Origin of the sequence: Tenacibaculum sp. IB213877, from assembly GCF_034043975.1 — a bacterium.
GTDB lineage: Bacteria > Bacteroidota > Bacteroidia > Flavobacteriales > Flavobacteriaceae > Polaribacter.
Genome location: NZ_JAXCHH010000008.1, coordinates 88,276 through 109,132, shown reverse-complemented (window position 1 = coordinate 109,132; position 20,857 = coordinate 88,276). Strand labels below are relative to the sequence as shown.

17 protein-coding genes are annotated in these 20,857 nt (G+C 32.2%); 10 read left to right on the top strand and 7 right to left on the bottom strand.

From position 1 onward, the window contains the following. Positions 1–96: 96 nt before the first annotated feature. Entirely contained in the window at positions 97–918 is an 822-nt protein-coding gene (locus SLH33_RS09900; protein ID WP_320418933.1) for a hypothetical protein, read from the bottom strand. Between the two features lie 119 nt (positions 919–1,037). On the opposite strand from SLH33_RS09900, the gene gcvP reads away from it, so the two are divergent. Together gcvP and SLH33_RS09890 are read left to right on the top strand one after the other, a co-directional pair. Continuing rightward, positions 1,038–3,893: an aminomethyl-transferring glycine dehydrogenase gene (gene gcvP / locus SLH33_RS09895; protein ID WP_320418932.1), complete on the top strand. Its 2,856-nt coding sequence runs from the start codon at positions 1,038–1,040 to the stop codon at positions 3,891–3,893. A 111-nt stretch (positions 3,894–4,004) separates the two neighbouring features. After that, on the top strand, positions 4,005–4,919 hold the full coding sequence (locus tag SLH33_RS09890) for a mechanosensitive ion channel family protein (protein ID WP_320418931.1): 915 nt from the start codon (positions 4,005–4,007) through the stop codon (positions 4,917–4,919). A 124-nt stretch (positions 4,920–5,043) separates the two neighbouring features. On the opposite strand, the gene SLH33_RS09885 is transcribed toward SLH33_RS09890, so the two are convergent. Continuing rightward, entirely contained in the window at positions 5,044–5,331 is a 288-nt protein-coding gene (locus SLH33_RS09885; RefSeq protein WP_320418930.1) for a hypothetical protein, read from the bottom strand. A gap of 418 nt (positions 5,332–5,749) precedes the next feature. Further along, entirely contained in the window at positions 5,750–7,387 is a 1,638-nt protein-coding gene (locus SLH33_RS09880; RefSeq protein ID WP_320418929.1) for an ABC-F family ATP-binding cassette domain-containing protein, read from the bottom strand. 245 nt (positions 7,388–7,632) lie between these two features. On the opposite strand from SLH33_RS09880, the gene SLH33_RS09875 reads away from it, so the two are divergent. The 5 genes from SLH33_RS09875 to SLH33_RS09855 all read left to right on the top strand — a co-directional run bounded on the left by SLH33_RS09875 (position 7,633) and on the right by SLH33_RS09855 (position 12,323). Next, positions 7,633–7,764, top strand: coding sequence for a hypothetical protein (locus tag SLH33_RS09875; protein WP_320418928.1), 132 nt, complete (start codon positions 7,633–7,635; stop codon positions 7,762–7,764). Positions 7,765–7,768: 4 nt separating this feature from the next. Further along, complete coding sequence (locus SLH33_RS09870; RefSeq protein ID WP_320418927.1) at positions 7,769–8,239, top strand: DUF6169 family protein; 471 nt, start codon at positions 7,769–7,771, stop codon at positions 8,237–8,239. A gap of 296 nt (positions 8,240–8,535) precedes the next feature. Next, on the top strand, positions 8,536–9,708 hold the full coding sequence (locus SLH33_RS09865) for a histidine decarboxylase (RefSeq protein ID WP_320418926.1): 1,173 nt from the start codon (positions 8,536–8,538) through the stop codon (positions 9,706–9,708). 477 nt (positions 9,709–10,185) lie between these two features. After that, positions 10,186–11,712 (top strand): GH3 auxin-responsive promoter family protein, encoded by a 1,527-nt coding sequence (locus SLH33_RS09860; RefSeq protein WP_320418925.1) that lies wholly within the window; start codon positions 10,186–10,188, stop codon positions 11,710–11,712. 125 nt (positions 11,713–11,837) lie between these two features. Beyond that, positions 11,838–12,323 carry a ferritin-like domain-containing protein gene (locus SLH33_RS09855; RefSeq protein ID WP_320418924.1) on the top strand — a complete coding sequence of 162 codons (486 nt, stop codon included), beginning with the start codon at positions 11,838–11,840 and terminating at the stop codon, positions 12,321–12,323. 435 nt (positions 12,324–12,758) lie between these two features. Here the strand turns inward: SLH33_RS09855 and SLH33_RS09850 are convergent, their stop codons facing one another. The 3 genes from SLH33_RS09850 to SLH33_RS09840 all read right to left on the bottom strand — a co-directional run bounded on the left by SLH33_RS09850 (position 12,759) and on the right by SLH33_RS09840 (position 15,742). Then, positions 12,759–13,850 carry a class I SAM-dependent methyltransferase gene (locus SLH33_RS09850; protein WP_320418923.1) on the bottom strand — a complete coding sequence of 364 codons (1,092 nt, stop codon included), beginning with the start codon at positions 13,848–13,850 and terminating at the stop codon, positions 12,759–12,761. Positions 13,851–13,867: 17 nt separating this feature from the next. Beyond that, positions 13,868–15,397, bottom strand: a complete 1,530-nt coding sequence (locus tag SLH33_RS09845; protein ID WP_320418922.1) for an FMN-binding glutamate synthase family protein — start codon at positions 15,395–15,397, stop codon at positions 13,868–13,870. Positions 15,398–15,490: 93 nt separating this feature from the next. Then, positions 15,491–15,742 (bottom strand): type B 50S ribosomal protein L31, encoded by a 252-nt coding sequence (locus SLH33_RS09840; protein ID WP_320418921.1) that lies wholly within the window; start codon positions 15,740–15,742, stop codon positions 15,491–15,493. A 188-nt stretch (positions 15,743–15,930) separates the two neighbouring features. On the opposite strand from SLH33_RS09840, the gene SLH33_RS09835 reads away from it, so the two are divergent. Beyond that, positions 15,931–16,974, top strand: a complete 1,044-nt coding sequence (locus SLH33_RS09835) for a glutaminyl-peptide cyclotransferase (protein WP_320418920.1) — start codon at positions 15,931–15,933, stop codon at positions 16,972–16,974. A gap of 3 nt (positions 16,975–16,977) precedes the next feature. Then, entirely contained in the window at positions 16,978–18,483 is a 1,506-nt protein-coding gene (locus SLH33_RS09830) for a hypothetical protein (RefSeq protein ID WP_320418919.1), read from the top strand. On the opposite strand, the gene SLH33_RS09825 is transcribed toward SLH33_RS09830, so the two are convergent. After that, entirely contained in the window at positions 18,484–19,764 is a 1,281-nt protein-coding gene (locus tag SLH33_RS09825) for an amidohydrolase family protein (RefSeq protein WP_320418918.1), read from the bottom strand. It abuts the gene before it with no gap. Between the two features lie 117 nt (positions 19,765–19,881). Here SLH33_RS09825 and SLH33_RS09820 point away from each other — a divergent pair, with 117 nt between their 5' ends. Continuing rightward, positions 19,882–20,853: a YjgN family protein gene (locus tag SLH33_RS09820; RefSeq protein ID WP_320418917.1), complete on the top strand. Its 972-nt coding sequence runs from the start codon at positions 19,882–19,884 to the stop codon at positions 20,851–20,853. Positions 20,854–20,857 lie beyond the last annotated feature (4 nt).

The window sequence follows — 20,857 nt, the reverse complement described above, 5'->3', positions numbered from 1 at the left end:
TTTTTACAGATACCCTATTTTATTTTCTATAAAATTATGCTTTTACATAATTAGATTTTTATGAATATTTTGATTGAAAAATCATTAAAAAACAACCTAATTTTTAACAATAATTAAAAGAAGTATCCACCAAAAAATAGGTATTGCTTCAATCCAAAATGAAGCATAGTATTTTGTTTGTTTTCTTTTTGCTCGTTGTAAAAGCACTAACAACACAAAAAACACAATTAAAAAGGCCGTTTTAAAATCTGTATTGGGTGTGATAAAAAACTCGATTAACATTGTTAATCCTAATAGAATAAATCCGAACTTTTTTGCACGTTCAATTCCTATTAACTGCGGAATGGTTTGCAGATCTTTTTTATCAAACTGTAAGTCTCTAATATCAAACGGAAGTGTAAGTACAATTACAAATAACAATCTTTGAATAAAATGTAAGATTACTTTTGAATCAATTAATTTTTCAGCATTTATTATTGGTACTAAAACCGTGGTTCCTGCCCAAACTAACGCAATTACTAAAATCTTAAGTGAAGCTATATTTCTTAAGTTTTTAGACAATCCGTTTAAAAAAGGAATTGCGTAAAACAACGTTAACAACCCAAAAGGTAAAAACCAGAGTAAAGTGGAGAATTGTATTTGAACTCCGTAATACACCATCAACACAAAACAGATCAAAGAAAATATTTGTATCAATCGTAAGTTTTTAGTCAAACTTCTATGATGCAGTTTAGCAACCCCTGCGTACTTTACAAAATTATACCCCGTAATGCTTCCATAGAAAATAAAATAATCTAACGGTTCATTGTAAGGTAAGCCAAAATACAGCTCGGTTATTCGTACTAAAGCATACACCGCTAAGGCAACATGAATGCTGGAGTTGATATAAAAATCAAAAAAGGATTTAAAATACTTCACGCAGCAAAAGTAATCTTTTGTTAATAACCATTCAAAACGGTTAATAAATTACATTTTAGAAGCATAAAAACTCTTGTAATTTCATTATTTTTGAACCACAAAATAACAGACAACACAAAATGAATACAAATTCGTTTCAATTACGCCATATAGGACCTCGTTCTAATGAGCAAGAAACTATGTTAAAAGCAATTGGAGTTGAGAGTTTAGATCAATTGATTTACGAGACAATTCCAGATGATATTCGCTTAGGCAATGAGTTAAGTTTAGCTCCTGCTATGAGTGAGTACGAATACTTAAATCACATTAACCAACTAGGTGCTAAAAACAAAGTTTTTAAAAGCTACATTGGTTTAGGATACCACGAAGCTATACTACCAAGTGTTATTCAACGTAATATCTTAGAAAACCCAGGATGGTATACAGCTTATACTCCTTACCAAGCAGAAATTGCTCAAGGACGTTTAGAAGCGTTGTTAAACTACCAAACTATGGTTTGCGATTTAACAGGGATGGAATTGGCAAATGCTTCTTTATTAGATGAAGGAACCGCAGCTGCTGAAGCTATGGCATTATTATTTGATGTTAGAGAAAGAGCTAAAAAGAAAGCCGGAGCTAATAAATTCTTTATTTCTGAAGAAATTTTACCACAAACATTATCGGTATTACAAACACGTGCTATTCCTATCGGAATTGAATTAGTGGTAGGTGATCATACAAAATTTGATTTTGCTGATGATTTCTTTGGCGCTATTTTACAATACCCGGGTAAACACGGTCAAGTTTTTGATTATTCTGATTTCGTTACAAAAGCAAACGAAAAAGAAATAAAAGTAGCCGTTGCTGCTGATATCTTATCATTGGCAGTTTTAAAAGCACCAGGTGAATTTGGTGTAGATGTTGTGGTAGGTACTACGCAACGTTTCGGAATTCCGTTAGGTTATGGAGGTCCACACGCCGGATATTTTGCTACCAAAGACGCATACAAACGTAGTATTCCGGGTCGTATTATTGGTGTTACCAAAGATACAGATGGCGGTCGCGCACTTCGTATGGCTTTACAAACACGTGAGCAACATATTAAACGCGAAAGAGCTACTTCTAACATTTGTACAGCACAAGTATTGTTAGCGGTAATGGCAGGAATGTATGCTGTATATCACGGAAAAAACGGAATTGAATTTATTGCTAACAAAGTTCACACTGCAACAACAACATTAGCAGCTTCGTTGAACAGATTAGGCTTCATCAACAAAAACACATCGTATTTTGATACGTTATTAATTGAAGTTGAAGCAGCTATTTTACGTCCGATAGCAGAATCAAAAGGAATTAACTTTAATTACGTTGATAAAAATCATGTTTCTATTTCATTAAACGAAACAGTTGATTTAAATGAAATCAACGCAATTGTTGATTGTTTTGAGCAAGCTTTCAATATTAAAGATATTATTGTTACTGAATTTGTTTCAGAAGATGTAATTCCACAAAACGTAAAAAGAAATACTTCTTTCTTAGACAATGAAGTATTCAACACGTATCATTCTGAAACAGAAATGATGCGTTATATCAAAAAATTAGAACGTAAAGATTTAGCGTTAAACCACTCTATGATCTCATTAGGTTCATGTACCATGAAGTTAAATGCAGCTTCTGAAATGTTACCTTTGAGTAATCCGCAGTGGGGAAATATTCACCCTTTTGTTCCTTTACATCAAGCTGAAGGATATCAAACAGTATTAAAAAATTTAGAACATCAACTAAACGTAGTAACTGGTTTTGCAGCAACTTCATTGCAACCAAATTCGGGTGCACAAGGTGAATTTGCTGGTTTAATGGTGATTAGAGCGTATCATGAAGCCAATGGAGATTCTCACAGAAACATTTGTTTAATTCCTGCTTCTGCACACGGTACCAATCCTGCATCAGCAGTTATGGCAGGTATGAAAGTGGTTGTTACTAAAACCGATGATAAAGGGAATATTGATGTTGCTGATTTACGTGAAAAAGCTGAGAAACATAAAGATAATTTAGCGGCTTTAATGGTTACTTACCCTTCTACTCACGGAGTATACGAAAAAGCCATTAAAGAAATTACGCAAATTATTCATGATAATGGCGGACAAGTATATATGGATGGTGCTAACATGAACGCACAGGTAGGATTAACCAATCCTGCTACTATTGGCGCTGATGTTTGTCACTTAAACTTACACAAAACCTTTGCGATTCCTCATGGAGGTGGCGGACCTGGAGTTGGACCAATTTGTGTGGCTCCTCAATTAGTTCCGTTTTTACCAACCAACCCTGTAGTTTCAACTGGTGGAGAAAATGCTGTTACAGCAATTTCTGCAGCACCTTGGGGTTCTGCATTAGCGTGTTTAATTTCTTACGGATACATTACCATGTTGGGTGCTGATGGATTAACCAATGCTACCAAGTATGCTATTTTAAACGCTAATTATATGAAAGAGCGTTTACAAGGTCATTTTAAAACCTTGTATACCGGTGAAATGGGACGTGCTGCACATGAAATGATTTTAGATTGTCGTGCTTTTAAAGAAAACGGAATTGAAGTAGTTGATATTGCAAAACGTTTAATGGACTACGGTTTTCATGCTCCAACAGTTTCATTCCCTGTAGCAGGAACCATTATGGTTGAGCCAACTGAAAGTGAAAGTTTAGCTGAGTTAGATCGTTTTTGTGATGCGCTTATTTCTATTAGAAAAGAAATTGATGCAGCAACCAAAGATGATACTAACAACGTATTGAAAAATGCTCCTCATACACAAGAAATGTTAACTTCGGATGAGTGGACGTTACCTTACACCCGTAAACAAGCTGCTTTCCCATTAGAATACATTGCAGATAATAAATTCTGGCCTTCTGTACGAAGAGTGGATGATGCTTATGGAGACAGAAACTTAGTTTGTTCTTGTAATCCTATTGAAGATTATATGGAAGCAGAAGCTTAAAAAATATTTACATATAAATTAAAACCTCGCCAATGGCGAGGTTTTTTTGTTCTCCCTTAGTTCCGAATTAAATTAATTTCAGTTAAATTAGCTAACAGCTAACTACCAAATATGAATACTTTAACAGAAATAAAAGATTGGATGTTACAATATCCTACTTTCACTAGCTTTCTAAAGTATTTGCTATATGTGGCTTTGGTTATTTCTATAGTAGTTATTTTACGTCGCTATTTAAGAAAAAAACTCCCAGACACTTCTTTACGATACAAATCACAAAAAGGAATTGAATTTCTTGGGTACTTCATCATCTTACTTATTTCCATATCTTATTTTACGGGAAGCATCAAAGACCTGGGACTTGCCATTGGCTTATTAACCGCAGGTATCACCATCACCTTACAAGAACTGATCCTTAGTATTGCAGGTTCTTTTTATATTTTTTTGGTAAGAGTTTATAAACCTGGAGACAGAATAGAAATCAACGGAATAAAAGGCGATGTAATAGATATTGATAGCATTTATACCACCATGATGGAAATTGGCGAATGGGTATCAAGCGATAATTATAGCGGAAGAATTGTTAAGCTAAGCAATGCTTTTGTTTTTAAAGGACCGGTATACAATTACTCTCAGGATTTTCCTTTTGTGTGGGATGAATTCAACCTTCCTATTCGTTATGGTTCAGATGTTGAGCTCGCAAAATCAATTATCATTCAAATTGCAACAGAAAATCTTTCTCAGTATGTTTCAGAATCTATTGCCAACTGGAAAAAAGTAGTTGATAAATATTATATAGAAGATGCTCAGGTTAATCCAACATTAGCTATCACTATGACCGATAATTGGATGCAATTTAATCTACGTTATATTGTAGATTATAAAAAAAGAAGATACACTAAGCATCTTTTAAACGAACTCATCGGTAAAAAAATTGAAGAAACCCACGGTAAGGTAAAATTAGCATCGGCTACTTTTGAAATTGTAAAAATCCCCACAGTAAACCTTAGCACAAAGACAAATAACTGAAAACAAAAAATAGTATTTATCTTCATAATCCTCAATATAAAGTTTTTGAGAATGAGTTATAAAAACAAAAAACTTGGAAACCAAAATTTCCAAGTTTTTTGTTAAATTAAAATGGATTTAACTATTAAGCAACACTAATAATTCGTTCTAAAGGAATGATAGTAGATTGTTTTAGGATTACTGCTTTATCAGTAACACCCCAAATAGTGGTTTCTACTTTTTTAATTCCTGAATCATCAGCAAACAAAATTTTAACTTTTTCTCTTTCTAAGTTCCCTAAAGAAAGTGCTCTTTTAAGATTTAAAAAACGATTGACTTGATCGTTTTTTTCACTTAATACATCTTGTTTTGGAAAGTGTAAAAATTTAATTTTTTCTTTTGCAATCATTTGAAAACTTGCGTCTGTGGTCATAATTATGGGGATTTTAGGGATTAATTTAATTATGCTATTACTTAATTCAACAAGAAAACAATAACATTATATTAATCATAAATATAAAAACCATTTATTAGAAAAACAACATTTTTTATTGAAAATAATTTTACAATCAATAAAAAATAAATGTTTTAACAGCAAAATCAACAATTACAGAAGTATGAAAAAATTTTGCTTTAAATCAAAATGATATTTGACCACCGAGAATCGGAGTCTTGATACTATAGCATAAAAACAAATAGTTCTCGATACAATTTTTACTTTGTAACACCTCTCGAACTGACAATAATTTTCTCCGTCATTACGAGGCATTTATTGAGCGAAGTCGAAATAATGACGAAGTAATCTGTTTATTTATACTAAGATTGCTTCACTCCTTTCGCAATGACAAAAATTAACTCATTAAGTTAATATCTGCAATTTTATCAATACGATTACGCTCTAAGAAAGCATCAATCGTTTCAAAATGTTCAATAACACGTTGATCTTTGAATTCGAATACTTTTTTAGATAATCCTTGTAAAAAATCACGATCGTGAGACACCAAAATCAACGTTCCGTCAAAAGACTGTAAGGCTTCTTTTAACACGTCTTTCGATTTTAAATCTAAATGATTCGTAGGCTCATCTAAAATCAGCAAGTTAACAGGTTCTAACAATAATTTTACCATTGCCAAACGCGTACGTTCACCACCAGATAATACACCTACTTTTTTATCTAAGTCATCGCCACTAAACATAAAACGACCTAAAATATTCTTGATCTGTGTTCTGATATCACCTTCAGCAACCTCATCAACGGTTTGAAAAATAGTTAAATCAGGATCTAACAAAGCAGCTTGATTCTGAGCAAAATAACCCACTTTTACATTATGCCCTAACTCACAGGTTCCGTCCACATCAATTTCACCTAAAATAGCTTTGATCATGGTAGATTTTCCCTCTCCGTTTCTACCCACAAAACACACCTTCTCCCCTCTTGCAATCGATAAATTAGCATCTGTAAACACCACTTTATCTTCATAAGATTTAGCCACATCTTTAACTGTAACCGGATAATCTCCTGAGCGTGGTGCCGGAGGAAAACGTAATTTTAAAGCTGAATTATCAATCTCATCAATTTCAATAATTTCTAACTTTTCTAACATACGCTCACGCGAAGCCACCTGATTGGTTTTAGAATACGTTCCTTTAAAACGCTCAATAAACGCTTTGGTTTCGGTAATAAATTTCTGTTGCTCATCGTATGCTTTTTGCTGATGCGCTCTACGTTCTTTTCGTAATTCTAAGTAATGTGAATAGTTAGCTTTATAATCGTAAATACTACCCATGGTAACCTCAATAGTACGATTGGTAATGTTATCAATAAACGCTTTATCGTGCGAAATTACCATCACCGCATTGGCTTTGTTGATTAAAAAATCTTCCAACCAAATTACCGATTCAATATCAATATGGTTGGTAGGCTCATCTAATAAAATTAAGTCGGGTTTTTGCAGTAAAATTTTAGCCAACTCAATACGCATACGCCAACCACCACTAAATTCGTTGGTTTGACGGTTAAAGTCTTCTTGTTTAAAACCTAAACCTTTCAACGCTTTTTCAACCTCTGCATCGTAATTTACCTCTTCTAACGCGTAGTATTTTTCACCCAGATCAGAAACACGCTCAATAATTTTCATGTACGCTTCACTTTCATAATCGGTACGCGTTTCTAACTCTTTGTTTAAACGATCCATTTCATCACGCATTTCAAAAACGTGTTTGAAGGCTTTGGCTGTTTCTTCAAAAACAGTACAATCATCTTCTGTAAGTAAGTGCTGTGGTAAGTAAGCAATTACTGTTTCTTTAGGCGCACGAACCCCACCACGTGTAGCTTTTTGTACACCTGCCACAATTTTCATCATAGTAGATTTTCCTGCACCGTTTTTACCCATTAAGGCAATTTTATCGGTAGGATTAATTACAAACGATACATCACTAAACAAGGTAGAACCACTAAACTCTACCGCTAAATTATCTACAGAAATCATACGTTGTTTTTAAGCCTGCAAAAGTAGGAAAAAGACAATGGATTTAATTTATTTTATTAACCTGATTGTTAAAAACTTAATTTTTTTATCAAACTGATTATTTTAAAGTTGTCAACTTTAATAAACATAATTTATTATAAAAACAATTATTATAGATTTTATTTTTGTAACGTTAACACTACAATTGGTACGTTTATTGTATATTTGTATCTGTATTACAAACAAATAAGTATAATTAAAGCATTATGATACGTTCGACAACAATTAAGACTAATATCAATACTATTAAAGTATTGGAAAGAATGTCTCATGAAAAAGACGTTCATAGAAAGAACATAATAGCTAGAATAAAGCAAAAAGCTAAGGATAACAAATAAAAACATGTATAAATATACAAAAGAACAAGGGGCTGAAGGCCCCTATTTTTATTTTTACACTGAAAATAACCTTACATATTATGTTGCTTTTAGAAATATGTCTCAGGATAGTTATCCATTAAATAATTTATATTCTTTGGATTTTGGTGAAATAGACAATAGAAAAGGAAAAAATGATATTAAAATATCTTCTACTATTCTCCACATTATAATTCAATTTATAAATTTTGATCAATCAATAGTATTACATTTTTTATGTGATAGCACTGATAAAAGACATTTAAATAGAAAAAGATTATTTAGTCGTTGGTTCTCAATCTCTCATAAGAGCAATTGGATAAAATACGATTATGACTTTGATAATGCTGACTATAATATTTCTTTCCTCTATTGTTCAGATATTTATGAAACTCAAAAAATAGAAAGCGAAATTCTATTAACATTAGATGTTTACGAAAGAGCAAAAGACGAATAATAATTTCTTAAATTCTAAATACTTTTAATAATTAATTTTTCAATATCAAAAAACATTAAACATTTTTTTAATTTCAACCAATACAACAATACCTTAGACTGACTCTACAATATTTCACAGATACAAAAATTGCATTACTATTCAACGAAAATCTCTCATCAAAATCATCAAAAGAAAACACTTATTAGATAATTTTTCTTTCAACAGGAACAACTAAAGAAAAATAATCTCTTTTTACAATAATTCATAGTGTGTTTTTACAATAACTACTACATTTGCCGGCTAAAAAATAAACCATGGCAACGCAACCAAAACCGTTAAACGCACAAAACAAAGAACAATTAGATAAATTACAACAAGAGTTAACTACGGCACGTGATACATTTTTAGGGTATCCGGTATCTAAAGACTTTGATTATAGCGAGTTGAATACGTTTTTTCAGTTTCCTATTAACAACTTAGGTGATCCGTTTGAACAAGGTACCTACCGTGTACAAACCCATGAAATGGAACGTGAGGTAATAGCGTTTTTTGCAAAGTTGTTTAGAGCCAACCCTAAAGATTTTTGGGGATATGTAACCAACGGAGGATCGGAAAGTAATTTGTACGGTTTGTACCTAGCGCGTGAGTTGTACCCAAAAGCCATGGTGTATTATTCAGAGTCTACTCACTACAGTGTGCGTAAAAACTTGCATTTATTAAACGTACCGAGTATTGTTATCAAGTCACAACCTAACGGTGAAATGGATTATGAAGATTTTGAAAATACGGTGCGTATGAATCGTCATAAACCTGTAATTGTGTTATCTACCTTTGGTACTACCATGAAAGAAGCTAAAGATGATGTGGCAAAAATCAAGAGTATTTTACGCAATTTGGCTATTCAAGATCATTATATTCATTGCGATGCTGCTTTGGCAGGAACTTTTGGTCCGTTTATGGAACCGCGTTTACCGTTCGATTTTATGGATGGCGCCGATAGTATTTCTATCAGTGGTCATAAATTTATTGGTTCTCCTATTCCAACTGGAGTATTGATTGCAAAACGTTCGAATCGCGATCGAATTGCGAAAGGAATATCCTACATCGGTTCGTTTGACACGACCATTACCGGTTCGCGTAACGGACATTCGCCTTTGTTTTTATGGTATGCCTTAAAACGTTTAGGTATGGAAGGTTTAAAAGCACGTTACCAACATAGTTTAGCTATGGCTGAATATTGCGAAGCGCAGTTAAAAGCTATTGGTATTGATGCGTGGAGAAATCCGAATGCCATCACAGTAGTTTTACCAAAAACCGCCAAAGCGATTAAAGATAAATGGCAATTGGCTACCGAAGGTGACATCGCACACGTTATTTGTATGCCTAATGTTATCAAAGCTCAAATTGATGAGTTCATCAACGATATTAAAAATTGTGCTGAACCTGTAAATGATGATGAGTTTTCGTATGATTTTTCTTTGAGTTAAGTAGATTCCTGTCTACGCAGGAATGACAAAAAATCGCCATTTCGAGTGAAATAAAATGTAATGAAGCAATCTCTATTTCATGTAAACAGATTACTTCGGCATCATTTCGACTTCGCTCAATAAACGCCTCATATTGACGGAAAAATTTATTGTCAGTTCGAGCGCAGTCGAGAACTCTTTCTTATCAAACCTAAATGATTTGACACTCTCCTGCTAATTGTATGCCTGTTGTTACTCGTCATTGCGAGTGAAATAAAATGTAACGAAGCAATCTCTTTTTCATATGAACAGATTACTTCGGCATCATTTCGACTTCGCTCAATGAACGCCTTGTAATGACGGAAAAATTTATTGTCAGTTCGAGCGCAGTCGAGAACTCTTTTATTACTAATACAAAACCAATTGCATTCACTTTTTATCGGTTTGAGTTAATCTTTATTACTATAATCGGCTATTTTCGAATAAATCTTACTCAAAATGGCTATACTAGGAACAATTATTAAAGGATTTATCGATTTAAAAGATACATTAACTTCAGAACCCGATCATGTTGAGGCACAAAAAAATGTACTTAACAACTTATTAGAAAAAGCAAAAGATACTCAATTCGGGAAAAAATATCGTTTTGATGATATTCTTGCTTCTGAAGATATTCCACAGGCTTTTGCTACGTCAGTTCCATATTTTGATTATAATTCCATTCATCATAAATGGTGGTATAAATTACATGAAGGAGAAGAAAATGTTACATGGCCGGAAAATCCGTCATACTTTGCATTAAGCTCAGGGACAACAGGAAAATCTAGTAAGAGAATTCCTGTAACTGATGATATGATTGAAGCCATAAGACAATCGGGAATCAAACAAATTTCTGCACTCAGCCATTTTGATCTACCTGCGGATTTTTTTGAAAAAGAAATTATGATGTTGGGTAGCTCTACCGATTTAAAGGAAAGCAACAATCATTTAGAAGGTGAAATTAGTGGTATTAGCGCGAGTAACATTCCTTTTTGGTTTAAAAGTTATTATAAACCTGGAGAGGAAATTGCTAAAATTGATAATTGGGATGAACGCATACAACACATTTCTGACAATGCTAAAAATTGGGATATTGGCGCATTGAGTGGCATACCCGCGTGGATAGAGCTAATGCTTCAAAAAGTTATTGAAGATCATCAATTAAATAACATTCATGATATTTGGCCCAATCTGCAAGTATACACTTCTGGCGGTGTTGCTTTTGGACCTTACGAAAAAAGTTTTCGTGCTTTACTGGGAAAACCGGTTAGGGTTATTGATACATATTTAGCTTCTGAAGGATATATTGCTACACAAGTTAGACCCGAAACAGATGCCATGCAATTAAATACAGATAATGGTATTTATTTTGAATTTGTTCCCTTTCATCCAGACTACATAAAACAAGATGGTTCCTTAAAAAAGAAAGCTCCATCAGTTACCTTAGAAAAGGTAAAACCAGATCAAGATTATATTTTAATTATTAGCACCGTAAGTGGTACTTGGCGTTATTTAATTGGCGATACTATAAAGTTTACGGATGTTGAAAAGGCGGAAATAAAAATAACAGGAAGAACTAAATTCTTTTTAAACACCGTAGGTTCACAGCTTTCAGTAAACAAAATGGATGATGCTATGAAACACTTAGAGGAAAAGTTTAAAACTACAATACCGGAATATACCATATGCGCTAAAAGGCTTGACGATGGTGAATTTTACCATTGTTGGTATATAGGCTCTGAGGATGAAAATTTAAACAATGAAGAAGTTGCTAATGAGTTAGATTGCTTTTTGAAAAACGCTAACAAAAACTATAAAGTAGCAAGAAGCAAAGCACTAAAAGGCATAAAAGTATCTGTAATCTCTCCTGAAGTCTTTTATAATTGGAGCGGTAAGAATAAGAAAAAAGGCGGGCAAGTAAAGATGGAGCGTGTTATGAAAGAAAAAAAGTTTAATAAATGGGAAAAGCATGTTCAGAATCAATAAAAATAACTCATTAATATAGAAAGTGTTATAATTTTATGAGTTAATCATTGTTTTAAATGAGCTAAGAAAAACGCTTTACTTATTTTAATTTTGAATAAAAATAATAACCAAAAAAGATTAAGATTATGAGAACTTTACAAGACTTATTTGAACATGAAATAAAAGATTTATACTCAGCAGAAAAGCAAATGTTAGAAGCACTACCTAAAATGGTTAAAGCTACATCTGATAAAAAATTACAAAAAGCTTTTTCTGATCATTTAGAGGAAACCAAAAAACAATTTGATGCTGTACATAGCATTTGTGATGAATTAGATATTAACCCTACAAGCACAAAATGTAAAGCTATGGAAGGATTGATAAAAGAATGTGACGGTATGATTAAAGAAGATGCCGTAGCTGATGTTAAAGATGCAGGACTAATTGCATGTGCACAACGTATTGAACATTATGAAATTTCAGGATACGGAACTGCCGTTCGTTTTGCTAAAGAACTAGGGCATAACACTATTGCTAGAAAATTACAAGACATTTTAAATCAAGAATATAATGCTGATAACCTTTTAGATAAAATTGCAGAGAATAGAGTAAACGAAAAAGCTATGAGCTAATTAAGATTAAAAACTCGGGAATATCCCGAGTTTTTTTATACTATTTTCTCTTCAACTCTTTTTCCTTACTATTCTTCAAATTATTTTGACTCTTTAAAATAAAAATCAGTTAAACACTTCTTACTTAATAAGGTAAATTATATACGTACCATAAGGAAAAACACCCAAATAATTTCAATTTAACATATCAAGCCAAAAAAAAGTGTTAATTATACCGACTCCAATTTTTTATTTAACCAAAATTAGTATTATCATGAAAATTCATTTACAAAGTCGTACAAAAGGTTTAGGTGGCATTAAGACTAGACAAAAATTTTTATTTGTTCCGCTTATACACAGAAAAACTCTTTATTGGTTAGAGAAAGTTAAACTCCACTATTGCTGGAATGGTTCTAGATGGGTTATTATTGACATTCTTGATGTAGCGTAAGCGCATTATTTAAAACATTTTAATATTTCAAATCTTTTATTGTTTTTGACTGTAACCACTTTTTGAAATATTTTTTTTAAATGTGTGCTATAATTCAAATGCCTATTTGCAATTAACAGGAATTTACCTCCATGTTTTAAGCATGTATATACATCTTCAAACAAGGATAAAGTTACCTCAATGTTATTCTCATGCTCAAAATGAAACGGCGGGTTACTCACAACCAAATCAAAATTTTGATTGTGTAAACTCAAAAGGTTTTCTGCACAAAGAAAAGAGGCTTTTTTGCCTTTTAGATTTATTTTGGAAGATTCAACAGCTAAGTTGAAATCGTCAACCAAAGTTACCTCAGCTTTTGAATTTTGTTCAGTAACAAAATGAGCAATTACTCCGTTACCCGAAGCTAGATCTATTACTTTATTTTCATCTGGTTGAATCTGCAAATGCTCTAAAAAGAATTGCGTACCAATATCTATACTTCCCGATGAAAATACTCCGTAATGTTGCACAAACTCTTTGCCTTTGAATTCAATAGTATTAACAAGCTCTTCGCTCTCAATTTCTTTTTTTGGTTGTTTTAACACTAATAATCGAGCTTTTTTCCACGCTTTGGTTTGCTCAACCTCATCAAAATATTTTGAAGCTATTTTTAACATTGTAACACTAAAATACTTGGTCATAAAAGCACATACTACCGTAGTGCTATTATCAGAAGCTTTATGGATTTGTTGTAAAAACAACTCAAATAACTCTAACGATTTTGGAACTTTTACTAATGCTAATTCAACATTACCTAATCTATCTAAAGCGGTTTTATAATTTACTTTAACAGATAAATTGTTCAATGCTAGATTTTGTTCAATTGCTTTTTGCTGACTAGCATACGTCCAAACCGTAATAAGATTTTTATCTGCTAAAGTGCAGTTCCACACTCCAAATCTATCATTAAAAATATGGATGTTATTAATATTTAAATCAGCAATAAAATCCAACGCTAACAATTCAGCATTGCTCCATGCACGTAGTGAAGCATCTGATGTTTTAGGATAGCGTTGAAGCTGATATGTTTTTGAATTAAATTGAAGTGTATTTTTCAAAAATTGGAATTTGAATATTAGTGTACCGCTACTTTTTCAGTGAAATAAATTTTATCAAATGATGTAATTTCGCCTCCTTTATTTCTTCTAAAAACGTGTTTAGCTTCAATATCATTTATAGAATTTTTACCCATGGCTGCTACCATTTCTTTAAGCGCATCAATAGTTTTATCGTGGTAATTCTTCACACGTACATTTTTATACTCTACAACCAAAGCTTCTACCAAATCTTCATCTTGAGTAGCCACACCAACAGGACAGGTATCTAAATTACACTCACGCGCTTGAATACAACCTAAACTTAACATAAAACTACGTGCCATACCTACTGCATCTGCCCCCATAGCTTTAAGTTTTACAATATCAAAAGCATCAATAGCTTTACCACTTGCTATAATTTTTATTTGATCTTTTAAATTATACTTAACCAGTGTTTTGTAAACAAAAACCAATCCTTCTGTTAACGGAGTTCCCATATAATTTGAGAATTCTAAAGGCGCAGAACCTGTACCACCTTCTCCTCCATCTACTGAAATGAAATCTGGATAATTATTAGTTTCTACAAAAGTTTTAATCATCTGCTCTATTTCATCAGTATCACCCACACAAAATTTAATTCCAATTGGTTTCCCACCACTTAATTCACGTACTTTTTGAATAAATTCTACCATTCCTTTAAACTCGTTAAAAGCAGAATGACCTGGAGGAGAATCTACACGCGTAAAAGGCTCTACAGAACGTATTTTAGCAATTTCTTCTGTATTTTTCTTTGCAGGTAAAATTCCACCATGACCTGGTTTTGCACCTTGTGATAATTTAATTTCAATCATCTTTACTTCTGGTCTAATAGCATTCGCCTTAAAAACATTTTCATCAAAAACACGTTTTCCGTTTACAGTTCTACCTGCACCGAAATACCCTGTTCCTACTTGAAAAATTAGATCTCCTCCTTGTAAATGGTAAGGAGAAATTCCTCCTTCACCAGTATTATGAGCAAATCCACCCATTTTAGCTCCTTGGTTTAAGGCCATTATTGCATTTTTACTCAACGATCCAAAAGACATAGCAGAAATATTGATGATAGAAGCTTCATATTTTTGAGAGCATTTATCGGATCCGAAAATTACTTTATCTCCCGTAACTTCATGATGATCTGTTGGGAATAACGAATGTTTTACAAACTCATATCCTTTAGCATACACGTTATGTTGTGTACCAAACGGAACGGTTTCTATTTCTTTTTTAGCACGCTGGTACACTATACTTCTCTTTTCACGATTTATTGGTTTTCCACTTAAATCATCTTCAATAAAATATTGTTGTATTTTTTCTCTTTCCTCTTCAAATACCCAACGTAAACGAGCAACTATTGGAAAAGCTCGCATTAGCGAATGCTTTTTTTGAATAAAAGCATCATAAATAGCCAATAAAGTAATTGCAGATGAAATAGTTAATAAAATTACGTTTCCCATTTGAGGAATAAAATATACTAAAACTCCGCATAAAACAGTAGCAACAATACAAACTGCTAAAATGGTATCTCTCATTATGTTAATTTTTGTGAGTTAAAAATACAGATTTTATCCATAAAAAAAGCTCTAACCAAGGTTAGAGCTTTATATATTCTGAATACACTAAAATTACTTTTTAAATTTTGCGTATTTGTTTTTGAATTTATCAATACGTCCTGCAGTATCTACTAACTTAGATTTACCAGTGTAGAATGGGTGAGACGTTCTAGAAATTTCTAATTTGATTAATGGATACTCTACTCCATCAACATCAATAGTATCTTTTGTATTAGCTGTAGAACGAGTAATGAACACATCATCGTTAGACATATCTTTAAACGCTACTAATCTATAATTTTCTGGGTGTATACCTTTTTTCATTTTATTAATCTTTTAAATATTTTGTTTGAAATTGTTAAAAGTGGTAAGTTTTTATCGCATTCAAATAAATCAAAACACCTGCAATGGCTATTTGAGGGTGCAAATTTAACCCTTTTTTTTAATTTGCAAACAAATAAATTGCTTTATTTGTATAAATATTTATAAAATTCGATATCAAGACTTCAAATATGAGATTTTTAAAATACTTTTCACTAATTTTAACAACATTTTTAACTATAACCTCTTGTAGTGATGCAGGTTACAAATTTAAACTAAATACCTCTAAAAAAGTTACTTTAGGCGAAAAAGCTACAATTAACTTTGAACAAATAAAAGGAGAGCAAATTGATAGTGTTAAGTTATATGTTAACGGTATTTTACTTCCTAAAGAAGACAAAACTATTACTGTAAATTCAAGTGATTTTGGTGTAGGTAAGCATGCTGTAACTGCTTTGGTTTTTTACCCTGGTAAGGTTAAAAAAGTTAACAACTCTATAGAAGTAGTTGCTAATAAAACTCCAGATGTTTATAACTACAATATTGTAAACACCTACCCACATGACACCAAGGCCTATACTCAAGGATTAGAATATCATGATGGATTTTTATACGAAACCACAGGTAGAAAAGGAGAATCTTGGTTACGAAAAATAGAAATTTCTTCAGGAAAAATAGTGCAACAATATGATTTAGACGAAAAATATTTCGGCGAAGGAATGACTATTTTTAATGACCAAATTTACTGGTTAACATGGCAAGCAGGAAAAGGCTTTATATACAACTTGTCAGATTTTTCTAAAAAAGGTGAATTTTTATATAATAAGAGTGTTCAAGGATGGGGATTAACCCATAGTGATACAGAGTTGATAAAATCTGACGGAACTAATAAAATTTGGTTTTTAAGCACCGATAATCAAAAAGAATTAAGAAGCATTCAAGCATACACCAACAAGTACCCGGTTGATAACCTAAATGAACTTGAATACATAAACGGAAAGATTTATGCTAACAAATGGCAACAAAACTCTATTGTAATTATTGATCCGCAAACAGGAGTTGTTGAGGGTGTTGCAAACTTAAACGGATTACGTGATATTGTTGCTAAAGAACAAAAGTTAGAACCTGCAGATGATGTATTAAACGGTATTGCATACGATGCAAAAAACAATCGTTTATTTGTTACTGGTAAGCATTGGGGAAAACTTTTTGAAATTGAATTAATTAAACAATAGTTCATGAAAATTTTCCAATCTATTTTACTTGTAATTATAGTTATTGCTGTTAGCTCTTGTAGAAAGGATTTTAGTACAGTTCCTAGTTTTGGAAATTTAGAATTTTCTAAAGACACTGTTTTTTTAGATACAGTTTTTACCAATATAGGTTCTGCTACTTACAACCTAAAAGTATACAATCGCAGTAACAAAGCAATTACAATTCCACAAATACGATTGGAAAACGGAAATGCATCAAATTACAGATTAAATGTTGATGGGAATCCGGGAAAATCTTTTGATAATATAGACATACTTGCCAATGACAGCATGTATGTATTTATTGAAACGACTATCGATTTTAACTCAATTCCAGACCCTCTATATACAGACCGAATTTTATTTGATACAGGAAATAATCAACAAGATGTTGACCTAGTTACTTTGGTACAAGATGCAACGTTTATTTATCCGGGTAAAGACCCTGTTACTATGAAAATTGACAGTTTATCTTTAGATGGCACACCAACCACCATTAAAGGTAGATTTTTAGAAGACAGCGAACTTACTTTTACCAATGAAAAACCTTATGTTATTTACGGATATGCAGCTGTTGCTTCAACTAAAACATTGACTATTGAAGCTGGAGCAAGAATTCATTTTCATGATAATTCAGGATTAATTATTGACACTGATGCTACTTTAAAAGTGAATGGAACTTTAAACGAAAAAGTTGTTTTTGAAGGTGATAGATTAGAGCATTCATTTAGCAAAATACCAGGACAATGGGGAACTATTTGGATGCGTGCCGGAAGTACAAACAACGAAGTAAACCACGCACAAATTAAAAACGGAGTAATCGGATTTTTGGTTGACAGCATTGGTTCTCCTACTACTCCAACCTTAAAACTTGAGAACACTGAAATTTACAATCATACCAATTTTGGTATTTTAGGAAGAGAAACCAATATTGAAGGAAACAATGTAGTTGTTGGAAATGCAGGTCAAACCTCTTTTGCAGGAACTGTTGGTGGAACGTATAACTTCACCCATTCAACTTTTGCTAACTATTGGAATAATAGTTTCCGAACATTGCCAACAGTTTTGATAAACAATTTCTTCATAAGAGAAGAAAACGGACAGGAAATTATTGAAACTCGCGATTTACATGCGGCTAATTTTACAAATTGTATTATAGAAGGCACTAACAATATAGAGTTTGTTTTAGATAAAGTTGATGGTAATCTTTTTAACTACAACGTTTCTAATTGTTTAATTAGATTTAATGACCTAAACAATTCATATACTAACACTCCAGAACTTGATTTTAATAATGCTACGCATTACCAAAACATTATTTTAAACGGTAACCCTGATTTTAAAAATCCTTTTGATGAGGAGTATATTATTGGTGAAAATAGTGATGCAGTAAATAATGCAGCTCCAACATCTATCTCTTTTGATATTTTAGGTGTTGATAGAAGTACCAACCCAGATATTGGAGCGTATCAGCATATTATATTTGAGTAATTATTGTTTATAAACCACTCCATTTTTCATTACAAAAGTTACGTTTTCCATAGTATGGATATTTTGAGTTGGATCTTCATCTACCGCAATGATATCTGCATAAAATCCCTTTTTGATTTGCCCTAACTCATTCTCCATTTTTAAAATTTTTGCTCCTATAATAGTTGCCGATTGAATGCTTTCTATAGCAGGCATGCCTGCTTCTACCATATAACCAAATTCTTTTCCGTTATTACCATGCTTAAACACACCAGCATCTGTACCAAAAACAATTTTCACTCCGTTTTTATAAGCTTTTGCAAACGTTCCTTGAATTTGCGGACCAACAGCTAACGCTTTAGGAACAACAATTTCAGGATAAAAACCTTCTACTTTTGCCTTCTCCTCTACTTCTTTTCCTGCAGTAATAGTAGGTACTAAATACGCATTATGCTTTTTCATAAGCTCCATGGTTTTATCGCTCATATAAGTTCCGTGCTCAATAGTTTTTACACCTCCTAAAATAGCCCGTTGCATACCTTCATCTCCATGGGCATGAGCAGCTACATGCATTCCGTAGTCTTTTGCCATATCGCAGATAGCTTTTACTTCTTCTAAAGTAAACTGAGGATTATCTCCACTTTTTGCAACACTTAACACTCCTCCTGTAGCAGTTATCTTAATACAATCTGCTCCGTTTTTATAACGTTGACGAACCGCTTTTTTAGCATCTTCAACACTATTAACCACTCCTTCTTTTGGTCCAGGATTACCAGTAAGCTTTCTACTACTTCCGTTAGTAGGATCTGCATGCCCACCAGTAGTTGCTAATGATTTACCTGCAGTAAATACTCTTGGTCCCGGAATTTTACCCGCATTAATAGCATTTCTAATTGAAATATTTACTCCGGTTCCTCCTAAATCACGGACTGTTGTAAACCCGTTTAACAATGTACTTTTAGCAAATCCAACCGAATTAAAAGCAATATCTGCTTCATTAAGTATATATTTATTTAATTGTGTTTTGGCATTAAATTCTTGCTCAATATGCACATGCATATCTATCAAACCAGGCATCACAACTTTAGTTTTTAAATCAATCAATTTATCAACTTCATTTGTAGACTCTATATAACCATTTATAACATCTACAACTTTATCTTTATGTACTACAATTGTTTGTTTCGCTTTTATCTTTCCAGATTTTGCATCAATTAATTTACCGCAGTGTATATAAGTATTTTGGCTTGTTACCACTTGAATAACAGCTAAAAACACAATAAACAAGATTTGCTTTTTCATTAGTTTAAGTTTTACCAAGTGTTAAATATATCAAAAAAAACATTTAGTACTTAGTAGGTTGTAAAACCGAAAATAAAATTGCATTTTTGATTTCTAATCCCTACTTAAAACATAACTATGGAAGTTCTCTCAAGCTTAAAAGCAGATCAAAAACGCTTTAAATATGTAGGCAAAGGAACCCAATTTGCTATTATTTACTTTAAAAACTTACTTTTTACTATTTTTACTTTAGGCATCTATTACCCTTGGGCCAAAGTAGAAGAATTAAAATATCATTACCAATATACAGAATTGCACGCAACTCGTTTTACATTTCACGGTACAGGTAAAGAGGTTTTTAATGGTTTTATGAAAGTATATATTCTCTTTTTTTTACTTGTTACTTTTTTAATATTTGGCCTACAATCTCAAAATGAAATATTAGCTACTATATCAATAGGTATTTTTTACCTGTTTTTTATTTTAATTATTCCTTTTGCAATTCATGGAGCTATAAGATATCGCTCATCTAGAAGTTCTTGGAAAGGCATACATTTTAAATATTTAGGAAACAAAATGGAATTGTTCTGGAAATACATAACCGGAACTCTTATAACCATTTTTACACTTGGCATTTATGGTTCTTGGTTCATGGTAGATGTAAGAAAATACATATTAAGTCATTTACGCTTTGGTAATTTATCTTTTGATTTTAAAGGAAAAGGCGAATCATTATTCTGGATGAATTTAAAATTTATACTTCTATTTATTCCTACTTTCGGAATTTATTCTTTTTGGTATTATAAAAATCTTTGGAAATTTTATGCTGATTATACTGAAATTACCCAGAACGGTAAAAAAGTAAACTTTAACTTTTCTATGAAGACAGGCGACCTTTTTGAACTAATACTTATAAATTTTTTATTAGTTTTTATTACCCTAGGAATAGCTACTCCATGGGTAATGGTCAGAACCTATACGTTTATGTTTCGCTTTTTAGAAATTAATGAAGGATTAGATACAAACAGTATTCAACAAGTTTCATATGATACTTATACTGATGCCTATGGAGAAAGTTTAGTAGATTTTTTAGATTTTAATTTTATTTAAAAAA

Coding starts and splice junctions, on each gene's coding strand:
- gcvP (WP_320418932.1), top strand. CDS start 1,038: ATGAATACAAATTCGTTTCAATTACGCCATATAGGACCTCGTTCTAAT.
- SLH33_RS09890 (WP_320418931.1), top strand. CDS start 4,005: ATGAATACTTTAACAGAAATAAAAGATTGGATGTTACAATATCCTACT.
- SLH33_RS09885 (WP_320418930.1), bottom strand. CDS start 5,331: ATGACCACAGACGCAAGTTTTCAAATGATTGCAAAAGAAAAAATTAAA.
- SLH33_RS09880 (WP_320418929.1), bottom strand. CDS start 7,387: ATGATTTCTGTAGATAATTTAGCGGTAGAGTTTAGTGGTTCTACCTTG.
- SLH33_RS09875 (WP_320418928.1), top strand. CDS start 7,633: ATGATACGTTCGACAACAATTAAGACTAATATCAATACTATTAAAGTA.
- SLH33_RS09870 (WP_320418927.1), top strand. CDS start 7,769: ATGTATAAATATACAAAAGAACAAGGGGCTGAAGGCCCCTATTTTTAT.
- SLH33_RS09865 (WP_320418926.1), top strand. CDS start 8,536: ATGGCAACGCAACCAAAACCGTTAAACGCACAAAACAAAGAACAATTA.
- SLH33_RS09860 (WP_320418925.1), top strand. CDS start 10,186: ATGGCTATACTAGGAACAATTATTAAAGGATTTATCGATTTAAAAGAT.
- SLH33_RS09855 (WP_320418924.1), top strand. CDS start 11,838: ATGAGAACTTTACAAGACTTATTTGAACATGAAATAAAAGATTTATAC.
- SLH33_RS09845 (WP_320418922.1), bottom strand. CDS start 15,397: ATGAGAGATACCATTTTAGCAGTTTGTATTGTTGCTACTGTTTTATGC.
- SLH33_RS09840 (WP_320418921.1), bottom strand. CDS start 15,742: ATGAAAAAAGGTATACACCCAGAAAATTATAGATTAGTAGCGTTTAAA.
- SLH33_RS09835 (WP_320418920.1), top strand. CDS start 15,931: ATGAGATTTTTAAAATACTTTTCACTAATTTTAACAACATTTTTAACT.
- SLH33_RS09830 (WP_320418919.1), top strand. CDS start 16,978: ATGAAAATTTTCCAATCTATTTTACTTGTAATTATAGTTATTGCTGTT.
- SLH33_RS09825 (WP_320418918.1), bottom strand. CDS start 19,764: ATGAAAAAGCAAATCTTGTTTATTGTGTTTTTAGCTGTTATTCAAGTG.
- SLH33_RS09820 (WP_320418917.1), top strand. CDS start 19,882: ATGGAAGTTCTCTCAAGCTTAAAAGCAGATCAAAAACGCTTTAAATAT.